Source organism: Maribacter spongiicola, assembly GCF_004364165.1.
Classification (GTDB): Bacteria; Bacteroidota; Bacteroidia; order Flavobacteriales; family Flavobacteriaceae; genus Maribacter; species Maribacter spongiicola.
In genome coordinates, this window is record NZ_SOAY01000011.1 from 52,935 (window position 1) to 77,603 (window position 24,669).

Genomic DNA, 24,669 nt, shown 5'->3' on the forward strand with positions numbered 1-24,669 from the left:
TTTTTATTTCTTATAATTATTGGGCTAAGCCTGTAATTTCTAAATCGAAAATTAAATCTGCATCTGGTGGAATTGGACCGCCACCTTGTGGGCCATATCCTAAGTGAGATGGAATGAACAAACGAACTTTGTCGCCAACTTTCATTGTTAAAAGTCCTTCTCTAAATCCTGCAATTAAACGAGATTCAGGAGAATAGTCCATTGGTACTGGCATGTAACCACCACCTTGTTGTCTTTTAATATCGAACATACCATATTTCTGGGCAACTTCTTCGTAGTTACTATCGAACAAAGTACCATCCATTAAATAACCAGCGTACATTACGTTTACTTTCTGACCAACCTTTGGTTTGTCACCAGAACCACTTTCTAAAGTTAATACCTTAAGACCAGAAGGTAAAGTCTGAGCTTTTGCTTTTTGAGCTTCGGTAGCAGCAGCAAATTCGGCTTTTATTTTTTCTACTTCAGCTAATTTTTCAGCTTTCTCTTTTTCAATAGCAGCAAGTCTATCTTCTTCACCATCAAAATAATCGGTCATTATTTGAACAGCATCGAACTTACGAGCCTCTTTACCATTTCTAATAATCTCTACTGTATTCATAATTACTGGCTCAACAGGTTTGTTTCCTGCGCCCACGGCAACATTTGCAATAGAATCAACCACATCCATACCTTCTACTACCTCACCAAATACGGTGTGCTTGTTATTTAACCATGGTGTCTCTTTATGGGTGATGAAAAACTGACTACCGTTAGTTGTAGGACCAGAGTTTGCCATTGAAAGAATTCCTTTTTTATCATGTACTAATGAATCATTGAATTCATCCATGAACTTATAACCTGGGTTACCGGTACCTTGACCTAATGGATCCCCGCCTTGAATCATGAAATCTTTCATGATTCTGTGAAATGTTAATCCGTCATAATATTTTTTACCTTTATATTCTTCACTAACAAAAGTATTTGTTCCTTCTGCTAAAGAAATAAAGTTAGCCACTGTAACAGGAGTCTTATCTTGTTCTAAACGAACGATAATATCGCCTTTAGATGTTTTGATATCGGCAAACAAACCGTCTCCTAAATCGGCTCTTTTGCCGGTTTTGCAGCTAGCTAAAACTAAGGTTATAACTGCAAGCAAGTACATTTTTTTAATCATAATCGTCATTTTAATTTACTGTGTTGTCTTCTTGTTTCTCTATTTGTAAAATTGTAATTGTAGATTTTATAGGAACATTGCTTCCTATTTTATTTTCATCGCCATGGTAACCAAAGGCAATTGATGAAGGAAAAAGAAATGTAGCGCGCTCATTTTCTTTTAACATTTTAACCGCATCTCTAAGACCTAAGAATAGCTCTTGCTTATCAACTTTATAGGTGAAAACGCCAATTTCTTCTTTTGAGTAGATAGTGTCATTGTCCAAAGTTAATATGTCATAGCTGAGTGCTACTAAATCTCCTGTTTTAGGTGTGTAATCACTTTCTTCGTTAACCGTTAGGTAATGATACCAAGAACCAGAATTACTATGCGAATAGTGTTTCAAAGAATCTAATGCTATAATTTCTTGAATTTTACTTTCTTCAGCTTCAAGTAGCCTACGACTTCTTTCAATAGATGCCTTAAAAAAACTTCCGCTTTTTGTTTGAATTGGTTTTCTTGGTTTTGGTCCATCACAACTAACGACCAAAATGGCTAAAAATAAAAATGAAACTAATCTCATGACTGTAGTTGATTCTTATATAAAGATAGCAAAGAAGTAAATTTTGTAATAGTTTCTTCTAAGTTATCATCACTTTTTCCGCCTGCAGCATTTGTATGTCCGCCGCCACTAAAATGTTTTCTTGCGAAATCATTTACAGAAAACTCTCCTACTGACCTAAAAGAAATTTTATAAATACCTTCCTCTCTATTTTCTATGAATATGACGGCAAATTTAATACCATCTAAAGTTAAGCCGTAGTTTACAAAACCTTCGGTGTCTCCTTTTTGATAGTTATAAGTATCTAATTCGTCTTGACTCATTGTAATATATGCCGTAGCATACTCTTCTAATATGACCATGTTCTTTAATGCGCAACCTAATAAGTGTAGCCTGCTCGGAGAATTAGTGTCATATATACGGTGATGAATTTCTGTTCCTTCAGCACCTTTGTCCATAAGGTCGGCAATAACTCTATGAGTATTACTTGTAGTTGCAGCAAATTTAAAAGAACCGGTGTCTGTCATAATACCGGTATATATGCAATTCGCCATCTCTGTGGTAATACTGTTTTTATCACCTAATTGATTGATCAGTACATATACCATTTCACAAGTAGAACTCATTTTTACATCAGAGTATATGATTTTAGCATAATCTGAAGGCTCTTGGTGGTGGTCAACCATTACAAAAGTTGCGGTTGCAGATTCTAGTATATCGCTCATTTGACCAACACGACCAAGATGGTTAAAGTCTAAAGTAAATATGATATCAGCATTGTCAATGCATGATTTGGATTGTGAATTTTCTTTTTCAAAATTCAAGATTTTATCTGAGCCTGGCATCCATTTTAAAAACTTCGGATAGTCGTTCGGTGCAACAATACTGGCCGTATGACCGGTATTGACTAAATAATGCCAAAGTGCCAATGTGGATCCAATAGCATCTCCATCAGGATTCTTGTGTGGTATAATCGCTATTTTCTTTGGTGAAGAAAGTAGTTTTTTAAGCTCGTTTAGGTGCTCTAAATTCATGGCGGCAAAGATACAATTTAATAATATAGGCTTTAAAGCGAAAGCCTTAATTTTACCCAGACTTAACTATCTCATATGAAAATCACATACTTTTTTATTTGCGCACTCTTTTTGGGGTCATGTTCGTCGAACAAAAAACAAGTTGAAAATAAAGCTACTAATAGCGATTTCGTTTTAGCTTTTGGTTCTTGTAATAGAGTTGATTTACCTAACCTTTTGTGGGATGATATTTTAAACACCAAGCCGGATGTTTGGGTGTGGGGCGGCGATAATATTTATGCCGATACTGATGATATGGTTGCTTTAAGAGCGATGTATAATAAGCAAAAGGAGCAAACGGAATATATAAAGCTAGTAGCAACTACTGATATTTTAGGTACTTGGGATGATCATGATTATGGGTTAAATGATGGTGGAGTGGAGTTTGAAGCTAAAGATGCCAGTCAGCAAGAGTTTTTGAATTTTATGAACGTGCCAGATGATAGTCCGCTACGAAAGCGAAAAGGAGTTTATAATGTCAAGAAATATGATATAGGTGATCATTCTATCACTTTTATCATACTTGATACCCGCTATTTTAGAACTCAATTAACACCTGATACTGAAACTTTTAAAAGAGTTAAGCCAAATGAATATGGCGACGGTACTGTGTTAGGAGATGTGCAGTGGGCATGGTTAGAAAATGAACTGAATACATCTAAATCTGATTTCAATATTATTGTCAGCAGTGTTCAATACTTGTCCAATGAACACGGATTCGAAGCTTGGGGTAATTTTCCGCATGAGGTTGATAAGTTGGCAAAGGTAATAGCAGATTCTAAGGCTGAAGGAGTGATTGTGTTATCTGGTGATCGACATATTTCTGAATTTTCAAAAACGGTTATTGATGGTATGAACTATCCATTAATAGATTTTACAAGTAGCGGACTCACGCATGCTTATAGAGGTTTTACAGGTGAGCCTAATATATATAGAGTAGGGGAAGTTGTTTTTACAGAAAGTTTCGGAATTCTGGAGTTTGATTTTAACACTAGAAAGGTTGATTTTAAAATAGTTGGAGATAACGGAATAGTGTTAGAGAAACTAGAACAAGTCTACGAATAGTTGTGAGATATGTATAAAAACGTATTTTTGCGCAAAAATTAAGATATGAGTACGAATAGAACGTTTACGATGATTAAACCAGATGCCGTTAAAAACGGACATATTGGGGCTATTTTAGAAAAAATTACTGCTGCTGGTTTTAAAATCGTAGCAATGAAATATACACAATTGAGCTTAAGGGATGCACAAGAATTTTATGGGGTACATAGAGAGCGTCCATTTTTTGGTGAATTAGTTGAATTCATGACAAGTGGTACAATTGTAGCGGCTATCTTAGAAAAAGAAAATGCTGTTGAAGATTTTAGAGCATTGATTGGTGCTACCAACCCTGCAGATGCAGCTGAAGGTACTATTCGTAAAATGTTTGCTACTAGTATTGGTGAGAATGCAGTACATGGTTCTGATAGCGATGAAAATGCAGCTATTGAAGGTTCATTCCATTTTGCTGGTAGAGAAATTTATTAAGAAAGATTTTTAGAGATAAAAAAATGCCAGTTCTAAAGAACTGGCATTTTTTTTATAATATTTTCAACAACCAACAACCAACAACCAACAACCAACAACCAACAACCAACAACCAACAACCAACAGCCAACAGCCAACAGCCAACAGCTATCGCAAAACCAGCTTTTTAATCACTTCTTTGCCGATTTCTTCGTTGAGCATGCGTATAATTTTCGATTTGCCCAAGCTTAACTCTTCTCGTAATACAGAAGAGTTTAAAGCTACATATAGCGTATCGAACTTTAATTCGATTTCTGTAGTATAATTATTTACGCCGTTACCCATAAGTTTGGCCCATGCAGTTCTTGCATCTACTTTATCTATTCCTTTTTCTAATTTATTTTTCTGAATAAATGCAGAAAGTGCATCTTTCATTGAAGTATTATCGTTGCCTCTACTCGCCATTATGGGGTTATGTTTATAGGTTCAAATCTGTTGTATTCGTAGGTAAGTCCTTCTTTGTTTTTTACAGAGAAACTTTCTTTAGTTAGTTTGGTCAAGACTTCTTCCCAAGTATTCGAATTATTGGTGTAACTCATGAAAATAGAATCATTCGATATTCTAATTTGAAAAGGCTCTGCATCATTAGAAGTTTCGAAAGTACCATTGAATTTTGGGTTTACTTTTTTTCTGAATCCTTTTAAAGAGTCTAATTGTATATAATCAACCGTACTATTAATAGAATATTCTTTTTTTGCTCCGTCATTAAAGGTAACTTCTTTTATTTCCCAGTAACCATTTAATAGAAGTAATTGACTTTTATCAACTTTGGAATTACAAGAAGCAAGAAATATGAAGCAAATGATTAGTAATTTTTTCATCATTACAATTTAAAGATTTTATACGATTGATGAATTTTTTTAACAACACTTTCGGTTCTATCCGCATGGGTGTCACTAATGAAAATCTGTCCGAAATTTTCATCATTTACCAAAGTTATAATATGAGATACACGATGCTCATCTAGCTTATCAAAAATATCATCTAAAATTAATATAGGCGTTGTGCCACTTTGCGATTTCATAAAATGAAACTGTGCGAATTTTAAAGCTATTAAGAAAGATTTCTGCTGCCCCTGACTACCAAACTTCTTTATGGGGTGGTGACTGATTTCAAAGCTAAGATCGTCTTTATGAACGCCAACGCTGGTATATTGTAGTGCGCGATCTTTGTCTAAATTTTTATTTAAAAGCGTAAGCAGATCATCATCTTTCAATTTACTATCGTAAGAAAGCGAAACATCTTCTGTATTGCCCGTGATAGATTTATATTGTTCTTGAAAAATAGGAATAAAAGCTTCTAAGAATGATGTCCTCTTTTTAAAGATTTCTGTGCCATAAGTATTCATCTGTTCATTGTAGACCGCTAAAGTATCTTTATTGAATGTCCTATTGGCTGCGAAATATTTTAATAGCGCATTTCTTTGCGAAACTACCTTATTATAGTTCATGAGGTTTTGTAAATAGCTTTTGTCTGATTGAGAGATAACACCATCAATAAATTTTCTTCGTGTATCGCTCCCTTCTATAATAAGGTCTCTATCTGCGGGTGAAATAATAACTAGCGGTAAAAGCCCAATGTGGTCGGCAAAGCGATCATAAGCTTTTCCGTTTCGTTTTATGATTTTCTTGTTGTTCTTCTTTAGGCTGCAAACTATTTTCTCTTCTCTTCCTTCTTTTTCAAAAGTACCATCAATCATAAAAAAATCTGATCCATGACGTATATTTTGAGAAGAAACGGGGTTGAAATAACTCTTGCCAAATGATAAGTGGTAGATGGAGTCAAGAATGTTTGTTTTACCGATTCCGTTATCACCTACAAAACAATTTATTTTAGCATCGAACGTCAGTTCTTTTGATTCAAAATTTTTGTAATTGATCAATGATAATTGTCTCAGCAGCATTAATAAAATCGGATTTAAAAATTGGAAGAATGTAAACTTGCTTAAAATATCCAAAAATAACGAATAAATACACTTTGCGATTTCAATAAAACCATTATTTTTGCGCGACCAATAAATTTATAGATGGCAACATATAAGAAGAGAGGATATAAACCTGAAACGAAAGCTGAGCAACAGGAATTTGACGAACAGGAAAGCACAACAGCTGAGGTTTTTAGTTCTTTAGATGAAGGAGCTTCTAGATCAGAAGAGTGGGTTTCTAAGAATCAAAATATTATTTTAGGTGTCATTGGTGTTATTGCAATCAGTGTTTTAGGCTATTTGGCGTATAACCAATTTGTAGAGAAACCGAAGGAGTCTAGTGCAGCTAATGAGATGTACTATCCGCAGCAATATTTCGACCAGGCATTGGTAGCGACTACCGCAAAAGACTCATTGTTTACCTTGGCCTTAGAAGGTGCCGAAGGTAAATACGGTTTTTTAGATATTATTGAAGAGTATAATGGTACTAAGGCTGCTAACCTTGCAAATTACGGTGCAGGTATGTCATATTTAAATATGAACAACTACCAAGAGGCTATTACATATTTAGAGGATTTTAGCTCTGATGATGCTGTTTTAGGTGCTTTGGCAAAAGGTGGTTTGGGTGATGCTTTTATGCAATTAGACCAAGCGTCTGATGCTTTAGGTTATTACGAGGCTGCCGTAAAACATAGTGATAACGAGTATACTGCTCCTAAATTTTTATATAAGGCCGGTATTACTGCTTTAGAAATGGGAGATAAGGATAAAGCTTTAGGTTTTTTCCAAAGAATTAAAGATGATTTTCCAAAATCAGAGAATGCCGCTTCTATAGATGCTTTTATAGGTATGGCTAAAAGTGGAGAGTAATGGCAACAATAAATAAAAATTTATCGGGTTACGATAAGGCAACAATCCCAAACGCGAACGGACTTCGGTTTGGGATTGTTGTTTCAGAATGGAATTCAGAAATTACAGAGGGTTTGTTTTCTGGTGCAATTGAAGCATTAATTGAGTGCGGAGCACAAGAATCAGATATTATCCGTTGGAATGTGCCTGGTAGTTTTGAACTTACTTTTGGTTCAAAAAAAATGATTAATACGCAAAAGGTCGATGCCGTAATTGCTATTGGTAGTGTTATACAAGGGGAGACCAAGCATTTCGATTTTGTTTGTGATGCTACTGCTCAGGGGATAAAAGACTTGAATATTACAACCAATGTGCCTGTTATTTTTTGTGTGCTTACAGACAATAACATGCAACAAGCTATAGATCGTAGTGGTGGTAAGCATGGTAATAAAGGTACTGAAGCAGCTATTGCTGCTATTAAAATGGCGGTTTTAGGTAGTTAATAGCCTCTTTAATAGTTCTATTTTCTTATAAGTTTAAGGGTATTAGGTTAGTATCGTAAGATGTTAACAAATTTTGGCATTGGTAACATGCCCTATTTTTCTATTTTAAGTAACTTTGAGGTTATGGGGATGTTGAGCAAAATAACGCGGTTACGAAAAAATAGGTCATTTGAATACAATCCTAGGTATTATGATGGCAAAGGAAAAGGCAATCCGTTTAAAATGGAACCTAAATTCGACCAGTTTCGTAGCACGTTAAATACATCTCGAGGATTAAAAAGAAAGATTAATAGTGCTATTGAAGACTCCAAAAGAAAAGGAGATCGCAACTTAAAAATTAGAATGGTAATTATAATTGCGGTGTTGCTTCTTATTTTTCTTTACATAATTGATTTTGACCTCACAATTTTCTTTACTTCATAATGGCAGATATCATTAGATTATTACCTGACCATGTAGCAAATCAAATTGCTGCTGGTGAAGTGGTGCAGCGCCCATCTTCCGTGGTGAAAGAATTGGTGGAAAATGCCATTGATGCCGGTGCTACTGAAATTCAGTTGATTATTAAAGATGGTGGTAAGACATTAATCCAAGTTGTTGATAATGGCAAGGGTATGAGTGGCACAGATGCTCGTTTAAGTTTTGAACGCCATGCTACTTCAAAAATTCAAAAAGCAGAAGATCTTTTTAATTTACATACCAAAGGTTTTAGAGGCGAGGCTCTTGCTTCGATTGCAGCTATCGCGCATGTAGAAATGCTTACCAGAACTGAAGATGATGATATTGGTACGAAGATTAAAATCGAAGGGAGTAAAATTGTAAGTCAAGAAATTGTGGTAGCCCCTAAGGGAACCTCTATGTTGGTTAAGAATCTTTTTTTTAATATACCTGCACGTCGAAATTTCTTAAAATCCGATCAAGTGGAATTTAGGCATATAACCGATGAGTTTCATCGAATTGCATTGGCGCATCCGCAGGTAGCGTTCAATTTTTACAATAATGGTAGCGATGTTTTTCAATTACCGGCTACCGATTTTAGAAAACGTATCGTACATATTTTTGGTAGAAAGACCGATGAGAAGCTTGTACCTGTTGAAGAAGAAACTCACGTAGTAAAAATTTCAGGGTATATTCAAAAACCTGAATTTGCTAAAAAGAGCAGGGGTGAGCAGTTTTTCTTTGCCAATAATAGGTTTATTAAGAGTCCGTATTTGCATCATGCGATATTAGGCGCTTTTGAGGGATTAATTCGTCCGGGTACTCATCCGGGTTATTTTTTAAATTTAGAGGTTGATCCGGGTACTATTGATATAAATATTCACCCAACAAAAACAGAGGTAAAGTTTGATGACGAGCATACACTTTATGCCATGCTAAAGTCAACGGTAAAGCATAGTTTGGGTCAATTTAATGTGGTGCCTGCTTTAGACTTTGAGCAAGATCAAAACTTAGATACCCCGTATGCATATAAAAATAAACAGGTTGGTGTCCCCCAAGTTGTTGTTGATTCCTCGTTCAACCCTTTTGAAACTGTGCAACCCACGAGAGGAAATTCTTTAGGTGGCGGTAGTTATTCAAAGCCTAAAGTAGATGGTTGGGAAAATTTGTATTCAGGCATTGAAACAAATGTAGAAAGTAGTGCGAGTCATTTAGAGTTCGAGTCAGAAGTTGTAAACAGTAGCATTTTTGATAATGAAAAAGATATTGTAGACCATACGACCACCACATTTCAGTTACGTAAAAAGTATATTATAACCACTATAAAATCCGGTATGGTGGTTATAAATCAAAGTAGGGCGCATCAACGCGTACTTTACGAGAACTTTTTAAAGAATATTACCATTAAAGAAGCCGTAAGTCAGCAGTTACTTTTTCCGTTGTCGTTGTCTTTTTCACCAGGGGAAATTAACATTCTGAAAGATATTAAAGAGAATTTATGTACTGTCGGTTTTGTATTCGGAGAAATTTCTGATGACGGTGTAGAAATTTCAGGTGTGCCGGTTTTAGTTGTTGAAAGTGAGGTGCAGATGATTATGGAGCAACTAATTTCTGATTTTCAACAAGAGATACCTGGCGATAGTTTCTCACAAAGTGATATGCTGGCAAAGACTTTGGCAAAAACACTCTCGGTAAAAACAGGTGAGACATTAGACGAGTTTTCTCAAGTGAAATTAGTGAATGATTTATTCGCTTGTAAAGAATCTACCTTGAGTCCGTTTAACAAAAGAGTATATGTTACTATTACAGAAAATGATATTGAACGAAAATTTATATAAATGGGAAGATTAACGGAAACAATTAAGCACTTACTTATTATAAATGTGCTGTTTTTTATAGCTACGCAAATGTATGGGGAGCAAATGTACGAGTGGTTTTCTTTGTACTTTCCTAAAAACGATCATTTTCAGCTTTGGCAAATATTAACTCATATGTTCATGCATGGTGGGTTTATGCATATTCTATTTAATATGTATGCGCTGTGGGCTTTCGGGACACCTTTAGAGCGTATGTGGGGTAGAAATAAGTTTTTGTTTTTCTATATCTCAGCGGGTTTAGGTGCGGCTTTAATTCATATAGGTGTTAATTATTATTACTACAATGCCGGCATGAGCGCTTTAGTTGATTCGGGAATTTCTGAAAGTAGTATTTTAGAAATTATTAATAGTGGTCAGTATAACACAGAGTGGTATGCCATTGCAGGAAAAGATACTATTGATAATTTTTTAGCGGCTTTTAATACACCTGTAGTTGGGGCATCAGGAGCTATTTATGGTATTTTAGTGGCATTCGGAATGTCTTATCCGAATAGTGAACTATTTCTAATGTTTCTGCCTGTTCCTATAAAAGCCAAATTTTTTATTCCCGTTTTAATTGGGTTAGATTTGTTTTCCGGAGTTACGGGTTATAGTTTATTCGGACAAGGTATAGCGCATTTTGCACACGTAGGTGGCGCTTTATTCGGATTCATTATGATGTGGTACTGGAAAAAAAATCAGTTTAATAAAAATAGGTGGAACTAAATTATGGCTCAACCAGATTTAAAATATCAGTTTAGTAGGTTAAATATAGCAGAGAAACTTATTGCGGTCAATGTCGTAGTTTTTATAGTAAATGCTTTAATCCCGTTTTTACTGGGCATACAAAAAAATAGCATTGCTCAATGGTTTGAGCTAAATAATGATATTGTTGATATCGTTTTTCAGCCATGGTCAATTATTACCTATTCATTTTTTCATGGTGGAATCGGGCACTTGTTCTGGAACATGCTGATGATTTATTTTGTGGGTAGAATATTTTTAAATCTATTTGATGCCAAACGATTTTTAAACGTTTATCTACTTGGTGTTATTTTAGGGGGACTATTCTTTGTGTTAGGATATAATATCTTTCCTGCATTTTTTGATACGAATGCAGCTCTAATTGGTGCTTCAGCTGGTGCAAGCGCTGTATTAATATTCATCTGTACTTATTTACCTAATCAAGAAGTTAGGGTCATATTTTTTAATGTTAAGCTTTGGATGGTTGGTGCTGTACTGGTTTTAAGTGATTTAATTCAATTGCCTATTAGTAACTCTGGTGGACATTTAGCGCATTTAGGTGGTGCATTTCTTGGGTATTTATATGCTAGTCAATTATTGAAAGGAAACGACATAGGATCAGGGTTCTCAAAGTTTATGGATAGTATAGCGAACCTATTTAAAGGTTCAGAGAAGAAGGCACCAATGAAAACGGTTTATAAAAATAAAACTACTGCTGCAAATACATCATCTGCGGCAGATTATGATAAAAAAACACATCAAAAAAAGATTGATGCTATTCTAGATAAAATAAGCAAGTCTGGTTATGAAAGTCTTTCAAAGGCAGAAAAAGACTTTTTGTTTAAGGCTGGTAAAGAGAATTGAGCATGAAGAAAATGTCTTTTTTTAAGAAATTCATGTTGTTTTTAAATTTGATTGTGGCTTTCTGTTTGTTTTTGGCTTGTGTAGTACCTTACACATCTTCTGCAAGTTTAGCCTTTATTAGTTTAACGGTGCCAGCTTTGGTTATAATCAATATGCTATTTTTCTTGTATTGGTTAATTGGTAAAAAGATATATCTACTGCTGTCTCTTTCCATATTAGTTTTCGGTTACTTTACACTCGGATCTTTTATCGCTTTTAATGGGAGGTCAAACAATATGGCTGATTCTGAAAATATTTCGTTGTTAAGTTATAATGTGTTGAGTTTTCATAATAGTGATAATGATTATGAAATTAATACGGCTCCTGAAATTGTGGATTTTATAGAAGATGAAAATCCAGATGTTCTCTTATTTCAAGAATTTCAAAGTTTTTACATAAAGGATGATATGTTAGGGAACTACCCATATGTTTCTAAAAGAGAAAGTTTGGAAGAAGTACAAGGAGGTAAGAATTTAGCTGTTTATTCTAAATATAAAATTATAAATAATGGAACATTAGAATTTCCTGACACTTATAATGGTGGACTTTTTGTTGACCTCCTAGTAAAGAGAGATACATTAAGAGTTTTTAATCTTCATATGGAATCGTTTGGGGTAAGGCCTTATAGTATAAAATATGAGCGGTCTGATCGTTTGTTTGTTCGGTTAAGAGACTCTTTTGCAAAGCAACAAAAGCAAGCTTTAATTGTAAAACAATATATCAATGAAAGTCCATATAAAGTTATAGTTGCAGGCGATTTTAATAATACTCAATTCTCTAAAAGTTATTTTGATATTAAAGGAGATTTAAATGATAGCTTTTTAGAAGGAGGTCACGGTTATGGTGAAACTATAAAATTTTGGAAATTTCCTTTTAGAATTGACATGCTGCTATTGGATTCTTCATTTGAAGTACTTTCTCATAAAAATTATAATATAGATTTATCTGACCATGAGCCTATCATGGCTACATTTAAACTGCCTAGCGAATAAAATAGCAATCGACCGTATCGGCTAAAATGTGTATAAGTAATGCCAAACCTATAATTCGGGTCTTCTTGTAAGCAAATAATATCGTATATATGCCAATAGCCCAATAGGTATGTAATGGGTGAAAATTTATACTACATCGATTTGGATCGAATATAGGTGTTGCTAATACATGGTCGATGTCAATTAGAATACCTATTAAAAGTATGATGGCTACCCATAGCCTATTTTCCTTATAAAAATAAATTGCAATTATAATTGGTACTATAAAATGGATTCCGTAATGCGCTAAAAACCTAATCATTAGCTGGGGCTATAAACTCACTGTTTAAATAGTCTACCGTATTTGGACCAAGATTAAAAAGTGCATCTAATATGCTTAAATTGGGAAGAAAACCATGTCGGTCATTGAAAACCTGAGTATACGTATTAAATTTTAGTTGATGTTTTAACTTTGCACTGATTAAAAATCTATAATCTTCATTGTGTATTGGGGTAATTTCAAATGACTCTGATTTTGCCAGTGGCATTTCCAGTTGTAGACAATCAAAAATGGTCTCTATAGTCTTTAAATTGTATTCAAGCAACTTTTCGTAAGGCTGGTTGTAGAGAGCTTTAATTTCATCTTCATAAAACTCAAAGAAAGGCGATGTCCTGTAGGCTGTTTCTAAGGTACGCCAATGTTGACGTTGCCAGAGATAAGAATTGTCTATTAAAACATCTTTATATTTTTGCCTGCCATTTGCTCTACCAGCATGAATTATTGGAATGCTCAATATATGCTTGCCTCGGTCATTAGAAATATAAGTTCTATTTCTAAACGTCTGTTTCTGGTAATTGTCGTTTACCTCCCAACAAATTGGGTGGTGCATAATATAGCTGAACGTTAATATGTTCGGAAAATAAGATGGATGTATTAATTTCACTTTTTTTCCTTTTTACGTTTCCAGAACCAATTTCCTACGAAATAGGCTACGAGTAAAATTAAGAAATATTTGAAATAAGATTGTGGTTCTCCGTCGCCGTTGACTGTAGTGAATATTCGATCCCATCTTGGTCTCCAGTTGCTAATACCTTCCGTGAAATTATCAAAGCTCATCCAAATGAAAATTGGAGTACCTACAATATGATTTTCTGGCACATAACCCCAGGCTCTACTATCTTCAGAGTGGTCTCTGTTGTCACCCATCATCCAAAAATAATCTTGTTTAAAAGTATAGGTAGTGGCTGGCGACCCATTAATACTTATTTGATTTCCAGATACAGAAATTTCGTTCTTTTCGTACTCCTTAATAATCTTTTTGTAAAGTGGAAGTACTTTTAAGTTAAGGTCTACTGTAGCTCCCTTTTGAGGAATATAAATAGGTCCTAATTGACTATAGTTCCAAGGGTAATCTGGACTCTGAGGAAATAAGTTGATGCCTCTTCTTCCTTTTTCTGCAACTATTTGAACTACAGAATCTATATCAGGATTTTTACCTAGTGAAGAAACCATATCAGCTGTTAGTGGCACGGTACGTTTTCTGTCGGTAATCTCTTTTAATGCTAATCTATATTTAGATATCACATTGGCAGGTATGCCAGATCCTTTTGTGTATAACTCTAGTTGACCATTCTCAGTTTGATTAAAGCCCATTATATAAGACCTTAATCCATTCACTTGGTCTTGGTTAAGCGGACTTGATTGGTATTTTCTAGTGAAATCGGTAATGCCCAAATTATCAAGAGTTCTAGACGATACTCCTTTGGAGCTATAGATATCATAGTCAAATTGCGGTTTAGCGCTTTTTGGTAATTCTAATTGTTTTCCGTTTATAAAAACATAACCATTTCGAACCTCTAAAGAATCGCCTGGCACACCAACACAGCGTTTTACATAGTTAGATTTTTTGTCAATAGGCTTGTCAACACCTTTTTCTTTTTTGAAAAATACACGAACGGTATCTGCAGGCCAACTGAAAACTACAATATCGTTTCTTTCTACTTTGGTAAACCCTGGTAGTCTAAAATAGGGTAGTTGTGGTTTTTTCAAGTATGAAGGAATTCCTAAGCCTGGTAATGTATCATGAACCATAGGCGCAGCAACAGTCGTCATAGGTGTTCTTGCGCCGTAGTGAAATTTGCTTACAAAAAGAAAGTCTCCTACTCTTAAAGTACGTTCTAGAGAACCTGTAGGTATTACATAAGGTTGAATAAAATAAGTGTGTACCAAAGTAGCAGCAACTACTGCGAATAAAATGGAGCTAACCCATTCACCTGCTGCGGTTGTTGGGTGTAGAGATCGGTCTTCAATGTATTTAACGTCTAGGGTATAGTTTACATAGTAAATGTATAAGCCAAGCGTTAATACAACAATCCAAGTTTCTAATTTACTATTTCTACCAAAGCTTCTTATGGTTTCTACCCATATTACCGGGAACATCAATAAGTTAATAATAGGTATGAATAATAATATTACCCACCATTTTGGTCTATTGATAATTTGCATTAAAACTATAGCGTTGTAAACAGGTATAGCTGCTTCCCAGGCTTTTCTTCCAGCTTTTACGTAAAGTTTCCAAGTACCTAAAAAATGTATTACTTGTACAATGAGAATAAAAATAATCCATTGAGTGCCGTTCATATTCTTTAATTTTTATCGAAATAGGATGAATTTATTTTGATGCCATTTAAGTCATCAATAAATCATCAGTCTTTAAGTTTGATTATTGTTACGCTTTTAACCTAGGTTTAACACATCTCGCATAGAGAAAACGCCTGTTTTGCCAATAATCCATTCTGCCGCTGTAACAGCTCCTAATGCAAAACCTTCTCTATTGTGGGCAGTATGCTTTATCTCAATACTGTCAACAATACTATCATAGGCTACGGTATGTGTGCCTGGTACCGAGCCAATTCTTTTAGATGTAATTTTCAAGGTTTCTTGAGATGCACTGTCTAACTTCCATTGCTTATAGTTGGAGTTTGCAATAACACCTTCTGCTAAAGTAATTGCTGTTCCGCTGGGTGCATCTAGCTTTTGCGTGTGATGTATTTCTTCAAGTTCTACGTTGTACTCTGGTAGATTTTGCATCATTTTTGCCAAGTAATTATTCAGCTCGAAAAAAATGTTTACACCTAGACTAAAATTAGAAGCATATATAAATGCTCCTTGTTTTTCACTACACAGTGTTATGGCATCTTCGTATTTGTTCAACCAACCAGTGGTACCCGATATTATTGGTACATTGTTATGTAAACATTTGGTAATATTACCGAAAGCTGCTTCTGGCATACTGAAATCAATAGCAACATCCATAGTGCTAAAATCAATATTTTCAGAATTTTCATCTATTTTGGCGACAATTTCATGACCACGTTTAAGAGCTATTTGCTCTATCATCTGTCCCATTTTTCCGTATCCGAAAAGTGCGATTCTCATTCTTAAAATTTTATAATTAATGCCATTCCGTAATTAGGACTATTGGTTACCTGATTAAAGTCAAAATAAGGCTCAAAGTCCAAACTTAGGTCATCGTCAATATTGAATTGTTTTAAATGCGCATCTACATTGGCATCTACTATATTTAATACATACATACCAATTGCGGCCACTAACCAAAGGTCGCGGTCATTTTGAAAACGTTCCTGTTGATTTTCTAATCTGTCTACATCGAAAAGTGGTAATGTGCCCTCACCATTAAATTCATCATCGGTAAAGCCGGCTTGTCTTCTTATGAATGCTGTTCTGAAACGTTTGTATTGGTCATTATTCCAACTATACATGTAAGCACTACCACCAATAAGTCCCCAAGCAATAGGTGCTTTCCAATAGCGCTTGTTGTAAATTTGACCGGCACCTGGTAAAATAGCAGAGTAAAATGCGGCTTTACTTGGCGCTAACGGATTGAATTCTTTTTTAGCTTTTTTGAAAGAAACAGAATCTTTGATGACAATACCATTTTTGGCAAGGTCGCCCTGTACACTATCTATTTCAATTTTAGCAATAGAATCTTGTTTCTCTTGAGAAAAAGAGAAATTAATGAATAATAATAATGTACTAAATAATGAAAGATAGCTACGCACCTGTTATCAATTTTTTGATACGGTCAAATTCCTCTTGAGACTTAAATGGTATGGTTATTTTCCCTCTTTCGTTATCGGTAGATTTTATATCCACTTTTACCGATAAGGCATCTGTAAGTTCTTTAATGCCCTTGCGTACAAAAACAGAAGCTTCTTTTTGAGCTGGCTTTGCGGTTTCTTTCATGGGCACATCATCAGCATGATACGCTTTTACAGCACTCTCTGTTTCTCTTACAGAAAGGTTGTCAAAGATTATTTTCTCGTAAAGAGAAATTTGATCTTGCTTTTTGTCAATATTAACTAAAGCTCTACCATGCCCCATACTTAAAAAGCCATCTCGCATACCCGTTTGTATGATCGGGTCTAATTTCAATAAACGTAAGTAATTGGCTATTGTTGACCGTTTTTTACCAACACGCTCGCTCAATCTTTCTTGAGTAAGATTAATTTCGTCAATAAGACGTTGGTAAGAAAGTGCAATTTCGATGGGATCTAAATCTTGCCGTTGTATATTTTCGACCAATGCCATCTCTAAAGACTCTTGATCATTGGCAATACGTATGTATGCCGGTATAGTTTCTAAACCTAAAAGTTTAGATGCACGATATCTTCGTTCTCCAGATACTAATTGATATTCGTTGAAGCCTAATTTTCGTACAGTAATAGGTTGAATTACACCGAGCTCTTTTATAGAAGCGGCTAATTCTTTTATAGATTCATCGTTAAAATTAGAACGTGGTTGAAACGGATTCACCTCAATATGTTCTAAATCGAGTTCAATGATATTACCTACAACTTTATCTGCATTCTTATCTGATGCCGTATTTATATCATTTTCCGGATCTTTTAAAAGAGCCGAAAGTCCTCTACCTAAAGCTTGTTTCTTTGTCGCTTTTGCCATACTTAAACCGTCTGCTTATTTTTTTTGACTATCTCGTTAGCCATGTTCAAATAGTTTGTTGCTCCTTTACTTGCAGCATCATATTTGATTATACTTTCTCCATAACTAGGAGCTTCACTTAATCTAACATTACGTTGAATTACAGTTTCAAAAACCATATCGCCGAAATGCTTTCTTACTTCATCAACTACTTGGTTCGATAATCGTAATCTAGAATCGTACATGGTCAACAACATGCCTTCAATATCTAAATCTGCATTATGCAATTTCTGAACACTCTTAATTGTATTCAATAATTTACCTAGTCCTTCCAATGCAAAGTATTCGCATTGAATTGGTATAATTACCGAGTCTGCAGCTGTTAACGCATTCAAGGTCAGTAACCCTAGTGATGGTGCGCAGTCAATTAATATATAATCATAATCTTTTTTAAGGTCTATAATAGCCTTTTTCATCATGTACTCACGCTCCTCTTTATCTACCAATTCTATTTCAATGGCAACAAGATCAATATGTGCAGGAATAAGGTCTACATTTGGGGAGGTTGTAGGTATAATAGTTTCCCTTGCGGTTTTGGTATGTTCCATCAGTTGGTATGAACCTAGTTCAACACCATCTACATCTATACCTAACCCAGAAGTTGCATTTGCCTGGGGGTCGGCATCGATTAATAAAACCTTTTTTTCCATTACACCTAAAGAGGCAGCTAAGTTAACTGTCGTGGTAGTTTTACCTACGCCTCCTTTTTGATTGGCTATAGCAATAATCTTGCCCATGTTCAAAGTAAGTTAGGCGGTAAAAATACAATTATTTATGGGGCTAATGAAAGCTTTTTGTTAACACTAAGTGAATAAGACCCGAGTTTTCATTAATAAAGCGTTAAACTTTTAATTATGAAATGGTTAAGTCTCTGATTATTGTGTAGTATGTAGAATGTTCAAAACTTATTAAAATGATATGAAAACTATTCTTTATCCTTCAGTTTTAAACTATCCTCGTATTCGATAAGATAAATTTCTTCGTTCTTTTTCTTTAGATAGTATTCTTCTCGAGCAAAGCGCTCAAGCTCATCTTCATCAGATAATTTTTCAATAATCTTTTTATCCCTAGCTATTTCATTCTTTAAAAAATCTTGCGTTTTCTCTAGTTTTTTTATTTCCTTTCTTAATTCTAGGTGAATTAAAAGTGAATTGGTGTCGAAAAAAAGCATCCAAACAACAAAAACGGATAGCACCAATACATACATATTGGTCATAATTTTGAACCATTTTTTTTGTTTTAAATCTTTGAATGCCATTATTCTTGCATGATTTTTTCGTTGATGATACTCTTTACAATTTCAACGGCAACCGTGTTGTATTTATTATTCGGAATTATAATATCTGCGTACTCTTTTGTTGGCTCAATAAATTGTTCGTGCATTGGCTTGATTACAGATTGATATTTTTCTATAGTTTCATCCAAGTTCCAGCCTCTTTCGTTTACATCTCTCTTTAATCTTCTGATTAGTCTTTCGTCGGTATCTGCATGTACGAATATTTTAATATCGAACATTTTTCGAATGGCAGAGTTGGTCATAATTAAAATACCTTCTACAATGATAACTTTGGTAGGGTGCGTAAGTATGGTCTTTGCCGTTCTATTGCATTCTAAAAATGAATATACCGGTTGCTCAATAGAACGTCCGTTTTTTAGGGCGACCAAATGTTGTTCAAGAAGTGCAAAATCTATTGAACTTGGGTGATCAAAGTTGGTTTTTCTTCTTTCTTCTAGCGATAAATGAGATAGATCGTTATAATATGAATCTTGTGAAATTACCCCAACTTCTTCATTTGGTAATTCATTTATAATTTGATTTACTACAGTAGTTTTTCCACAACCCGTTCCACCGGCAATACCTATAATCAGCATACAATTCAATTTATTGCAAAAGTACATATTTGAATTTCAAAAAACCCCAAACTCAAAAATCAACTTTTAATAACATTGCATGAAGTGTTAAGCCTTATTTTTGCATGATGCAGAATGAACAGGTTAAACCGAATTTTGAGTTTGTTGCCCTAATGGCTTCTTTAATGTCGATTGTTGCGTTAACTATTGATGCAATTTTACCGGCGATAGCCGATATTGGTATTTCTATTCATAGCCTAGATCCCACGCAGAACCAATTATTGGTAACCATGATTTTTTTAGGTTTGGGAGTAGGGCAGTTGTTCTTTGGTCCACTATCAGATAGTCTTGGTAGAAAACCTATTGTATACTTTGGGTTCACCGTTTTTTTAATTGCAAGTATCATTTGTTTGTTAGCACCAAATCTCGAAATTATGCTGGTTGGTCGTGTATTGCAGGGTATAGGATTATCAGCGCCAAGAACCATAAGTATCTCTATTATACGCGATACATATCGTGGCGATTATATGGCAAAAATCATGTCTTTTGTAACGGCATTTTTTATTTTAGTTCCTGTAGTGGCACCTGCTATTGGAAAAGCCGTAATGGGTGTTACAGGTTGGCAAGGTATCTTTTATTTACAGTTATTTTTTGCATTGGTAGTGGGTATTTGGTTTTATAAAAGGCAGGAGGAAACATTGAAGCCGGAATATAAAGTGCCTTTTTCGTACAAGGTATTTATTAAGGGTACTAAAGAAATTTTTAAATATAAAGAGACTGTTTCCTGTACCATGATTTCAGGGTTTATTACAGGCGCATTTTTGGTGTATTTAAGTTCTGCTCAACATGTTTTTGAAGAGCTTTACGGATTGACTGAAACTTTCCCTTATGTGTTTGCAGGGTTAGCCTTATCTGTCGGATTTTCAACCTTGATGAACGGAACTTTGGTGCTGCGTTTCGGTATGCGAAATTTATCGTTTGCCGCTTTGGTAGCATTCACTTCAATTGCCTTGTTGTATACGTTGTTTTTTTTCGGTTCTAAAGATCCTAGCATTACTGTCTTATTATTATTTCTTTCGCTATTGTTTTTATGCTTAGGATTTATTTGGGGAAATATGAGATCTATTGCCATGGAACCTATAGGGCATATTGCCGGAATTGGTGCAGCGATTACCGGATTCATTTCTACCATTCTTTCCATACCGATTTCTATATTCGTGGGTAGTTTTATTGAAGATTCGGTTTGGGCACTTTTTGCTGGGTTAGGGGTATGCGGACTCATATCGGTAGTGTTATTTATGGCATTTAAAACGCGACCTCTTTTTGCTAGTAATCGTGCGTTTTCGAAATGATTTCTATGAATAAGACTTGTTCTTAATTGTAGTTTAGGTATTCCGGCTTTTTGTTATTTATACGTTATTTATTGCGGTCTACACGTTAAATATTTGATTTTCAGTATAATGAATCTAAATTGTAAATAATGTATTTTGATAAATGTTGATGTTTACACCTATGAAAAAATCATTTCTTTATTCCCTAGTATTACTTTTTGTTTTCGTAGCTTGTAAGAATAGAGGGAATACACCCAACATTTCTAACAGACCTTTTATAGCTTGTGCTCCCATCACAACAGATATGTCATGGTATCAATCTGATAATATTGCTCCTTTGATAGATGGGTTAGATGTGGTGGAGTTCCCTGTAACTACCAATAATAGATTAGCACAACAATATGTAAATCAAGGTATGGTTTTGGCTTACGGTTTTAACCATGCTGAGGCGGCAAGATCTTTTTACTATGCCACTAAGTTGGATCCTAATTGTGCAATGGCATATTGGGGTTTTGCGTATGTGTTAGGTCCTAATTACAATGCAGGGATGGAACCGGATAATTATCAAAGAGCGTACGATGCAGTACAAAAGGCAAAAGAGCTGGCAGAAAATAATGCTTCTCAAAAAGAAAAAAATCTCATTGAAGCCTTGTCAAAAAGGTATGTTCAGTTTCCGGTTGAGGATAGAGGTAGTCTTGATTTGGCATATTCAAACGCATTGCGCGAAGTTTATAATAATTATTTAAACGATGCTGATGTTGCTGCGCTGTATGCCGAGTCAATAATGGATATGTACCCTTTTGATTTATGGGATAAAAAAGGAAATCCTAGAGATAGAACAAATGAGATTATTGAAGTAGTCAACAGCGCTCTGGAAATAGATCCAAAACACCCAGGAGCACATCATTTTAAAATTCATACGCTTGAAGCATCTTTGCATCCTGAAGATGCGCTCGAAAGTGCAGCATTATTTGATGAGGGTTTGGTGCCGGGTGCGGGGCATCTTGTTCACATGCCTTCACATATTTATATTCGAACAGGGGATTACCATAAAGGCACATTGGCAAATATTCAGGCAGTTGCTGTCGATAGTAGTTATATAGTAGCTTGTAATGCTCAAGGAGCCTATCCCATTGCTTATTTTCCTCATAATTATCACTTTATGGCAGCTACCGCTGCATTAGAAGGCAATAGTGAAATGGCACTGGACGCATCTAACAAAGTAGCAAAACATTCAAGTACCACGTTAATGAAAGAGCCAGGTTGGGGAACGCTTCAACATTTTTATACGATACCGTTTTACATTAATGTGAAGTTTGGAAAGTGGGATGAAATATTAAAAATGAAAAATGAAGTTCCTTCTTTAAAATATCCATCAGCTATTTTAAGCTATGCCCGTGGAATGGCTTTTTTAAGATTAGATGAAATTGAAAATGCAAAAAAGGAATTACGAACTTTAGAGGTTTATGCTAAAGATGATAGTTTAAAGGAAATATCAATTTGGGATATTAACTCGGTAGACGTTTTGGTTCAAATTGCTAGAAATGTTTTGAAAGCAGAAATCTTGGCTAAAGAATCTAAGTATCTAGAAAGTATTGCATTATTGAAAGAAGCGGTTGAAATTGAGGATAGTTTAAATTATAATGAACCACCAGATTGGTTTTTCTCTGTAAGGCACCACCTTGGGGCTGTACAAATTGAGGCAGAACTTTATGACGACGCGATTAAATCTTATGAAGAAGATTTGGTTAGGTTACCTAAAAACGGATGGGCTTTACACGGTTTAAAACTAGCATATGAAAAGCTGAATGACCAAAATATGGTTAACGAAATTGAGGTAAAAAGAAAATTAAGTTGGGAAAATGCGGATATAGTATTGACAACTTCTCGAATAAAATAAAATTCGCCAAACCTATTTTTGGTAGGTACGGCGAATTTCTTAAAAATTAAGATAAAAACAAGGTTACAGCGAATTATCCATGATTTCCTGAACAATTTCCGGATTCAATAGCGTACTTGTATCACCTAAGTTACTGGTGTCGTTACTGGCTATTTTACGTAGGATTCTACGCATAATTTTACCACTACGTGTTTTAGGAAGTCCGTTTACAAACTGAATTTTATCTAGTTTGGCAATAGGACCAACATGTTCTGTAATCTGCTGGTTTATTTCTTTTCTTAGGTTATCGCGATCTCTACTTTCTCCAGTTTCCTTTAAAATTACATATCCGTAGAGTGCATTTCCTTTTACATCATGCGGGAAACCTACAATTGCCGATTCTGCTACTGCTGGGTGTTCGTTGATAGCATCTTCAATGGGTGCAGTACCTAGATTATGACCAGATACGATGATAACATCATCTACACGACCTGTAATTCTGTAATATCCAACAGCATCTCTCAATGCACCATCACCTGTAAAATACATGTTTTCATATGCTGAAAAATAAGTGTCTCTGTAACGGTCGTGATTGCCCCAAATAGTTCTGGCTATAGACGGCCATGGGAATTTTACGCACAGTCTACCTTCTACCTGATTGCCTTTTACTTCTTTTGCATTCTCGTCCATTAATGCTGGCTGAATACCTATAAATGGTAGGGTTGCGTATGTCGGAGTAGTAGGGGTTACATAGGGTATAGGGGTGATCATTATGCCGCCAGTTTCAGTTTGCCACCAGGTATCAACAATAGGGCTGTTCTTTTTACCTACATTATTATTATACCAATGCCAAGCTTCTTCATTTATGGGCTCGCCCACTGATCCTAAAACCTTAAGACTCGATAGGTCGTATTTTTCAACGTATTCTAAATTCTCCTTTGCTAGTGCTCTAATTGCTGTTGGTGCGGTGTAAAATTGATTCACTTTGTGTTTTTCTACAACTTCCCAAAAACGACCGAAATCTGGATAGGAAGGTACTCCTTCAAACATCAAAGTCGTTGCTCCGTTTGCTAACGGCCCGTAAACTATGTACGAGTGACCCGTTATCCATCCAATATCGGCAGTACACCAATAGACGTCATTCTCTGTATATTGAAATACATTTTTAAAAGTATAAGCCGTGTAAACCATGTAACCAGCTGTGGTATGCACCATTCCTTTAGGGGTACCAGTGGATCCTGAAGTGTATAGAATAAACAAAGGGTCTTCGGCATCCATAATTTCGGCTACGCAATCTGCATATGCTTCATCAAGTAATGGTTGTAACCATTTATCTCTTGTTGGCTCCATATGAATATCAGAACCTGTACGGTTTACGACCAAAACATTCGCTACACCTGGGCAAGCTTCTAGCGCTTTATCTACAATGCCTTTTAAATCAATTGCTTTATTACCGCGAAAAGAACCGTCTGATGTCAATACAATTTTACAGTCAGAATCATTGATACGCGTTGATAATGCATGCGATGAAAAACCTGCGAAAACTACCGAGTGTATTGCGCCAATACGAGCACATGCTAAAAGTGCTACAGACAATTCAGGAATCATTGGTAAATAAATACATACGCGATCCCCTTTTTTAACGCCATGATCCAATAAAACATTTGCCATACGACAAACACGTTCATGTAATTGCCTGTAGGTAATATGAAGTGCTTCTTCCTCAGGATTGTTGGGCTCGAATATAATTGCCGTTTTTTCACCTCTTGTTGGTAAATGACGATCTAAACAGTTTTCGGTAATGTTCAATTTAGCACCTTCGAACCATTTTATTTCTGGCTTCTTAAAATCCCAACTCAGCACAGTGTCCCAGCGCTTACGCCAAACAAAATGTTCTTCGGCAATTTCTTCCCAAAACGCTTCAGGATTACGGACCGATTTTCGATAGACTTGATAATATTCCTCCAGATGTTTAATGTGGTAATTACTCATGGTATGCGTTAATTTAATATGCAAAGGGTGTTGAAATCCTTTGGTTTTTGTTGAATGTTGATTTGT

General features: G+C 35.2%; 27 protein-coding genes. 11 read left to right on the forward strand and 16 right to left on the reverse strand.

The annotated features are described in order from the left end of the window. Nucleotides 1-16: 16 nt before the first annotated feature. From CLV90_RS08535 to CLV90_RS08545, 3 genes are read right to left on the reverse strand one after another with little or no spacing between them, the layout of a single operon-like run. Nucleotides 17-1,153, reverse strand: coding sequence for a peptidylprolyl isomerase (locus CLV90_RS08535; protein WP_407943381.1), 1,137 nt, complete (start codon nt 1,151-1,153; stop codon nt 17-19). A 13-nt stretch (nt 1,154-1,166) separates the two neighbouring features. Next, the gene (gldI, locus tag CLV90_RS08540; RefSeq protein WP_133687100.1) at nt 1,167-1,718 is read right to left on the reverse strand and encodes a gliding motility-associated peptidyl-prolyl isomerase GldI; all 552 of its coding nucleotides are present in this window, start codon (nt 1,716-1,718) and stop codon (nt 1,167-1,169) included. Further along, nucleotides 1,715-2,731 (reverse strand): DHH family phosphoesterase, encoded by a 1,017-nt coding sequence (locus tag CLV90_RS08545; protein WP_133687101.1) that lies wholly within the window; start codon nt 2,729-2,731, stop codon nt 1,715-1,717. Before CLV90_RS08545 ends, gldI begins: the two co-directional genes overlap by 4 nt. A 75-nt stretch (nt 2,732-2,806) precedes the next feature. On the opposite strand from CLV90_RS08545, the gene CLV90_RS08550 reads away from it, so the two are divergent. After that, nucleotides 2,807-3,835, forward strand: a complete 1,029-nt coding sequence (locus tag CLV90_RS08550; RefSeq protein WP_133687102.1) for an alkaline phosphatase D family protein — start codon at nt 2,807-2,809, stop codon at nt 3,833-3,835. Nucleotides 3,836-3,880: 45 nt separating this feature from the next. Then, nucleotides 3,881-4,300: a nucleoside-diphosphate kinase gene (locus CLV90_RS08555; protein WP_027066423.1), complete on the forward strand. Its 420-nt coding sequence runs from the start codon at nt 3,881-3,883 to the stop codon at nt 4,298-4,300. A gap of 147 nt (nt 4,301-4,447) precedes the next feature. Here the strand turns inward: CLV90_RS08555 and CLV90_RS08560 are convergent, their stop codons facing one another. The 3 genes from CLV90_RS08560 to recF are packed head-to-tail and all read right to left on the reverse strand — an operon-like array spanning nt 4,448 to nt 6,242. After that, nucleotides 4,448-4,744 (reverse strand): DUF721 domain-containing protein, encoded by a 297-nt coding sequence (locus tag CLV90_RS08560; RefSeq protein ID WP_133687103.1) that lies wholly within the window; start codon nt 4,742-4,744, stop codon nt 4,448-4,450. Next, nucleotides 4,744-5,160, reverse strand: coding sequence for a hypothetical protein (locus CLV90_RS08565; protein ID WP_243835329.1), 417 nt, complete (start codon nt 5,158-5,160; stop codon nt 4,744-4,746). The genes CLV90_RS08560 and CLV90_RS08565 overlap by 1 nt, the downstream gene beginning before the upstream one ends. Before the next feature lie 2 nt (nt 5,161-5,162). After that, nucleotides 5,163-6,242 (reverse strand): DNA replication/repair protein RecF, encoded by a 1,080-nt coding sequence (recF, locus tag CLV90_RS08570; protein ID WP_133687105.1) that lies wholly within the window; start codon nt 6,240-6,242, stop codon nt 5,163-5,165. A 123-nt stretch (nt 6,243-6,365) separates the two neighbouring features. Here recF and CLV90_RS08575 point away from each other — a divergent pair, with 123 nt between their 5' ends. The 7 genes from CLV90_RS08575 (at nt 6,366) to CLV90_RS08605 (ending at nt 12,548) form a co-directional block, all read left to right on the forward strand. Continuing rightward, nucleotides 6,366-7,133, forward strand: coding sequence for a tetratricopeptide repeat protein (locus tag CLV90_RS08575; protein WP_133687106.1), 768 nt, complete (start codon nt 6,366-6,368; stop codon nt 7,131-7,133). Next, the gene (gene ribH, locus CLV90_RS08580) at nt 7,133-7,615 is read left to right on the forward strand and encodes a 6,7-dimethyl-8-ribityllumazine synthase (protein ID WP_133687107.1); all 483 of its coding nucleotides are present in this window, start codon (nt 7,133-7,135) and stop codon (nt 7,613-7,615) included. Before CLV90_RS08575 ends, ribH begins: the two co-directional genes overlap by 1 nt. Before the next feature lie 60 nt (nt 7,616-7,675). Then, entirely contained in the window at nt 7,676-8,038 is a 363-nt protein-coding gene (locus CLV90_RS08585; RefSeq protein ID WP_341777685.1) for a riboflavin synthase subunit beta, read from the forward strand. Then, entirely contained in the window at nt 8,038-9,891 is a 1,854-nt protein-coding gene (gene mutL / locus CLV90_RS08590) for a DNA mismatch repair endonuclease MutL (protein ID WP_133687108.1), read from the forward strand. Before CLV90_RS08585 ends, mutL begins: the two co-directional genes overlap by 1 nt. Next, on the forward strand, nt 9,892-10,635 hold the full coding sequence (locus CLV90_RS08595; RefSeq protein WP_133687109.1) for a rhomboid family intramembrane serine protease: 744 nt from the start codon (nt 9,892-9,894) through the stop codon (nt 10,633-10,635). It begins immediately after the preceding gene. A 3-nt stretch (nt 10,636-10,638) separates the two neighbouring features. Continuing rightward, nucleotides 10,639-11,517 carry a rhomboid family intramembrane serine protease gene (locus tag CLV90_RS08600; protein WP_133687110.1) on the forward strand — a complete coding sequence of 293 codons (879 nt, stop codon included), beginning with the start codon at nt 10,639-10,641 and terminating at the stop codon, nt 11,515-11,517. 275 nt (nt 11,518-11,792) lie between these two features. After that, nucleotides 11,793-12,548 carry an endonuclease/exonuclease/phosphatase family protein gene (locus tag CLV90_RS08605; RefSeq protein WP_166638553.1) on the forward strand — a complete coding sequence of 252 codons (756 nt, stop codon included), beginning with the start codon at nt 11,793-11,795 and terminating at the stop codon, nt 12,546-12,548. Here CLV90_RS08605 and CLV90_RS08610 read toward each other — a convergent pair. The 9 genes from CLV90_RS08610 to udk form a co-directional block, all read right to left on the reverse strand. Beyond that, entirely contained in the window at nt 12,538-12,849 is a 312-nt protein-coding gene (locus CLV90_RS08610; protein ID WP_133687112.1) for a DUF6122 family protein, read from the reverse strand. The genes CLV90_RS08605 and CLV90_RS08610 overlap by 11 nt on opposite strands. Continuing rightward, nucleotides 12,842-13,471, reverse strand: a complete 630-nt coding sequence (locus CLV90_RS08615; protein ID WP_279586547.1) for a WbqC family protein — start codon at nt 13,469-13,471, stop codon at nt 12,842-12,844. Before CLV90_RS08615 ends, CLV90_RS08610 begins: the two co-directional genes overlap by 8 nt. Next, nucleotides 13,468-15,168, reverse strand: coding sequence for a signal peptidase I (lepB, locus tag CLV90_RS08620; RefSeq protein WP_133687113.1), 1,701 nt, complete (start codon nt 15,166-15,168; stop codon nt 13,468-13,470). The genes CLV90_RS08615 and lepB overlap by 4 nt, the downstream gene beginning before the upstream one ends. A 96-nt stretch (nt 15,169-15,264) precedes the next feature. Continuing rightward, nucleotides 15,265-15,966 carry a 4-hydroxy-tetrahydrodipicolinate reductase gene (gene dapB / locus CLV90_RS08625; protein ID WP_133687114.1) on the reverse strand — a complete coding sequence of 234 codons (702 nt, stop codon included), beginning with the start codon at nt 15,964-15,966 and terminating at the stop codon, nt 15,265-15,267. 2 nt (nt 15,967-15,968) lie between these two features. Continuing rightward, a complete protein-coding gene (locus CLV90_RS08630) occupies nt 15,969-16,610 on the reverse strand; it encodes a DUF5683 domain-containing protein (protein ID WP_243835330.1) in 642 nt (213 codons plus the stop codon). Continuing rightward, nucleotides 16,603-17,511: a ParB/RepB/Spo0J family partition protein gene (locus tag CLV90_RS08635; RefSeq protein WP_133687115.1), complete on the reverse strand. Its 909-nt coding sequence runs from the start codon at nt 17,509-17,511 to the stop codon at nt 16,603-16,605. Before CLV90_RS08635 ends, CLV90_RS08630 begins: the two co-directional genes overlap by 8 nt. A 2-nt stretch (nt 17,512-17,513) precedes the next feature. Beyond that, on the reverse strand, nt 17,514-18,287 hold the full coding sequence (locus CLV90_RS08640; protein ID WP_133687116.1) for a ParA family protein: 774 nt from the start codon (nt 18,285-18,287) through the stop codon (nt 17,514-17,516). Nucleotides 18,288-18,475: 188 nt separating this feature from the next. Continuing rightward, nucleotides 18,476-18,808 carry an FtsB family cell division protein gene (locus tag CLV90_RS08645; RefSeq protein ID WP_133687117.1) on the reverse strand — a complete coding sequence of 111 codons (333 nt, stop codon included), beginning with the start codon at nt 18,806-18,808 and terminating at the stop codon, nt 18,476-18,478. After that, entirely contained in the window at nt 18,808-19,422 is a 615-nt protein-coding gene (udk, locus tag CLV90_RS08650) for a uridine kinase (RefSeq protein WP_133687118.1), read from the reverse strand. The genes CLV90_RS08645 and udk overlap by 1 nt, the downstream gene beginning before the upstream one ends. A 107-nt stretch (nt 19,423-19,529) precedes the next feature. Between udk and CLV90_RS08655 the strand changes: the two genes are divergently transcribed. Both CLV90_RS08655 and CLV90_RS08660 read left to right on the forward strand, forming a co-directional pair. After that, entirely contained in the window at nt 19,530-20,753 is a 1,224-nt protein-coding gene (locus CLV90_RS08655; RefSeq protein WP_133687950.1) for a multidrug effflux MFS transporter, read from the forward strand. 160 nt (nt 20,754-20,913) lie between these two features. Next, nucleotides 20,914-22,632, forward strand: a complete 1,719-nt coding sequence (locus CLV90_RS08660; protein ID WP_133687119.1) for a tetratricopeptide repeat protein — start codon at nt 20,914-20,916, stop codon at nt 22,630-22,632. 63 nt (nt 22,633-22,695) lie between these two features. Here CLV90_RS08660 and acs read toward each other — a convergent pair whose 3' ends face one another. Next, on the reverse strand, nt 22,696-24,603 hold the full coding sequence (gene acs, locus CLV90_RS08665; protein WP_133687120.1) for an acetate--CoA ligase: 1,908 nt from the start codon (nt 24,601-24,603) through the stop codon (nt 22,696-22,698). Between the last annotated feature and the right edge of the window lie 66 nt (nt 24,604-24,669).

What these genes read in the sequence shown, in the direction of transcription:
- gldI (WP_133687100.1), bottom strand. Translation starts at nt 1,718, where the DNA reads ATGAGATTAGTTTCATTTTTATTTTTAGCCATTTTGGTCGTTAGTTGT.
- CLV90_RS08545 (WP_133687101.1), bottom strand. Translation starts at nt 2,731, where the DNA reads ATGAATTTAGAGCACCTAAACGAGCTTAAAAAACTACTTTCTTCACCA.
- CLV90_RS08550 (WP_133687102.1), top strand. Translation starts at nt 2,807, where the DNA reads ATGAAAATCACATACTTTTTTATTTGCGCACTCTTTTTGGGGTCATGT.
- CLV90_RS08555 (WP_027066423.1), top strand. Translation starts at nt 3,881, where the DNA reads ATGAGTACGAATAGAACGTTTACGATGATTAAACCAGATGCCGTTAAA.
- CLV90_RS08560 (WP_133687103.1), bottom strand. Translation starts at nt 4,744, where the DNA reads ATGGCGAGTAGAGGCAACGATAATACTTCAATGAAAGATGCACTTTCT.
- CLV90_RS08565 (WP_243835329.1), bottom strand. Translation starts at nt 5,160, where the DNA reads ATGAAAAAATTACTAATCATTTGCTTCATATTTCTTGCTTCTTGTAAT.
- recF (WP_133687105.1), bottom strand. Translation starts at nt 6,242, where the DNA reads ATGCTGCTGAGACAATTATCATTGATCAATTACAAAAATTTTGAATCA.
- CLV90_RS08575 (WP_133687106.1), top strand. Translation starts at nt 6,366, where the DNA reads ATGGCAACATATAAGAAGAGAGGATATAAACCTGAAACGAAAGCTGAG.
- ribH (WP_133687107.1), top strand. Translation starts at nt 7,133, where the DNA reads ATGGCAACAATAAATAAAAATTTATCGGGTTACGATAAGGCAACAATC.
- CLV90_RS08585 (WP_341777685.1), top strand. Translation starts at nt 7,676, where the DNA reads ATGTTAACAAATTTTGGCATTGGTAACATGCCCTATTTTTCTATTTTA.
- mutL (WP_133687108.1), top strand. Translation starts at nt 8,038, where the DNA reads ATGGCAGATATCATTAGATTATTACCTGACCATGTAGCAAATCAAATT.
- CLV90_RS08595 (WP_133687109.1), top strand. Translation starts at nt 9,892, where the DNA reads ATGGGAAGATTAACGGAAACAATTAAGCACTTACTTATTATAAATGTG.
- CLV90_RS08600 (WP_133687110.1), top strand. Translation starts at nt 10,639, where the DNA reads ATGGCTCAACCAGATTTAAAATATCAGTTTAGTAGGTTAAATATAGCA.
- CLV90_RS08605 (WP_166638553.1), top strand. Translation starts at nt 11,793, where the DNA reads ATGGCTGATTCTGAAAATATTTCGTTGTTAAGTTATAATGTGTTGAGT.
- CLV90_RS08610 (WP_133687112.1), bottom strand. Translation starts at nt 12,849, where the DNA reads ATGATTAGGTTTTTAGCGCATTACGGAATCCATTTTATAGTACCAATT.
- lepB (WP_133687113.1), bottom strand. Translation starts at nt 15,168, where the DNA reads ATGAACGGCACTCAATGGATTATTTTTATTCTCATTGTACAAGTAATA.
- dapB (WP_133687114.1), bottom strand. Translation starts at nt 15,966, where the DNA reads ATGAGAATCGCACTTTTCGGATACGGAAAAATGGGACAGATGATAGAG.
- CLV90_RS08635 (WP_133687115.1), bottom strand. Translation starts at nt 17,511, where the DNA reads ATGGCAAAAGCGACAAAGAAACAAGCTTTAGGTAGAGGACTTTCGGCT.
- CLV90_RS08640 (WP_133687116.1), bottom strand. Translation starts at nt 18,287, where the DNA reads ATGGGCAAGATTATTGCTATAGCCAATCAAAAAGGAGGCGTAGGTAAA.
- CLV90_RS08645 (WP_133687117.1), bottom strand. Translation starts at nt 18,808, where the DNA reads ATGGCATTCAAAGATTTAAAACAAAAAAAATGGTTCAAAATTATGACC.
- udk (WP_133687118.1), bottom strand. Translation starts at nt 19,422, where the DNA reads ATGCTGATTATAGGTATTGCCGGTGGAACGGGTTGTGGAAAAACTACT.
- CLV90_RS08655 (WP_133687950.1), top strand. Translation starts at nt 19,530, where the DNA reads ATGCAGAATGAACAGGTTAAACCGAATTTTGAGTTTGTTGCCCTAATG.
- CLV90_RS08660 (WP_133687119.1), top strand. Translation starts at nt 20,914, where the DNA reads ATGAAAAAATCATTTCTTTATTCCCTAGTATTACTTTTTGTTTTCGTA.
- acs (WP_133687120.1), bottom strand. Translation starts at nt 24,603, where the DNA reads ATGAGTAATTACCACATTAAACATCTGGAGGAATATTATCAAGTCTAT.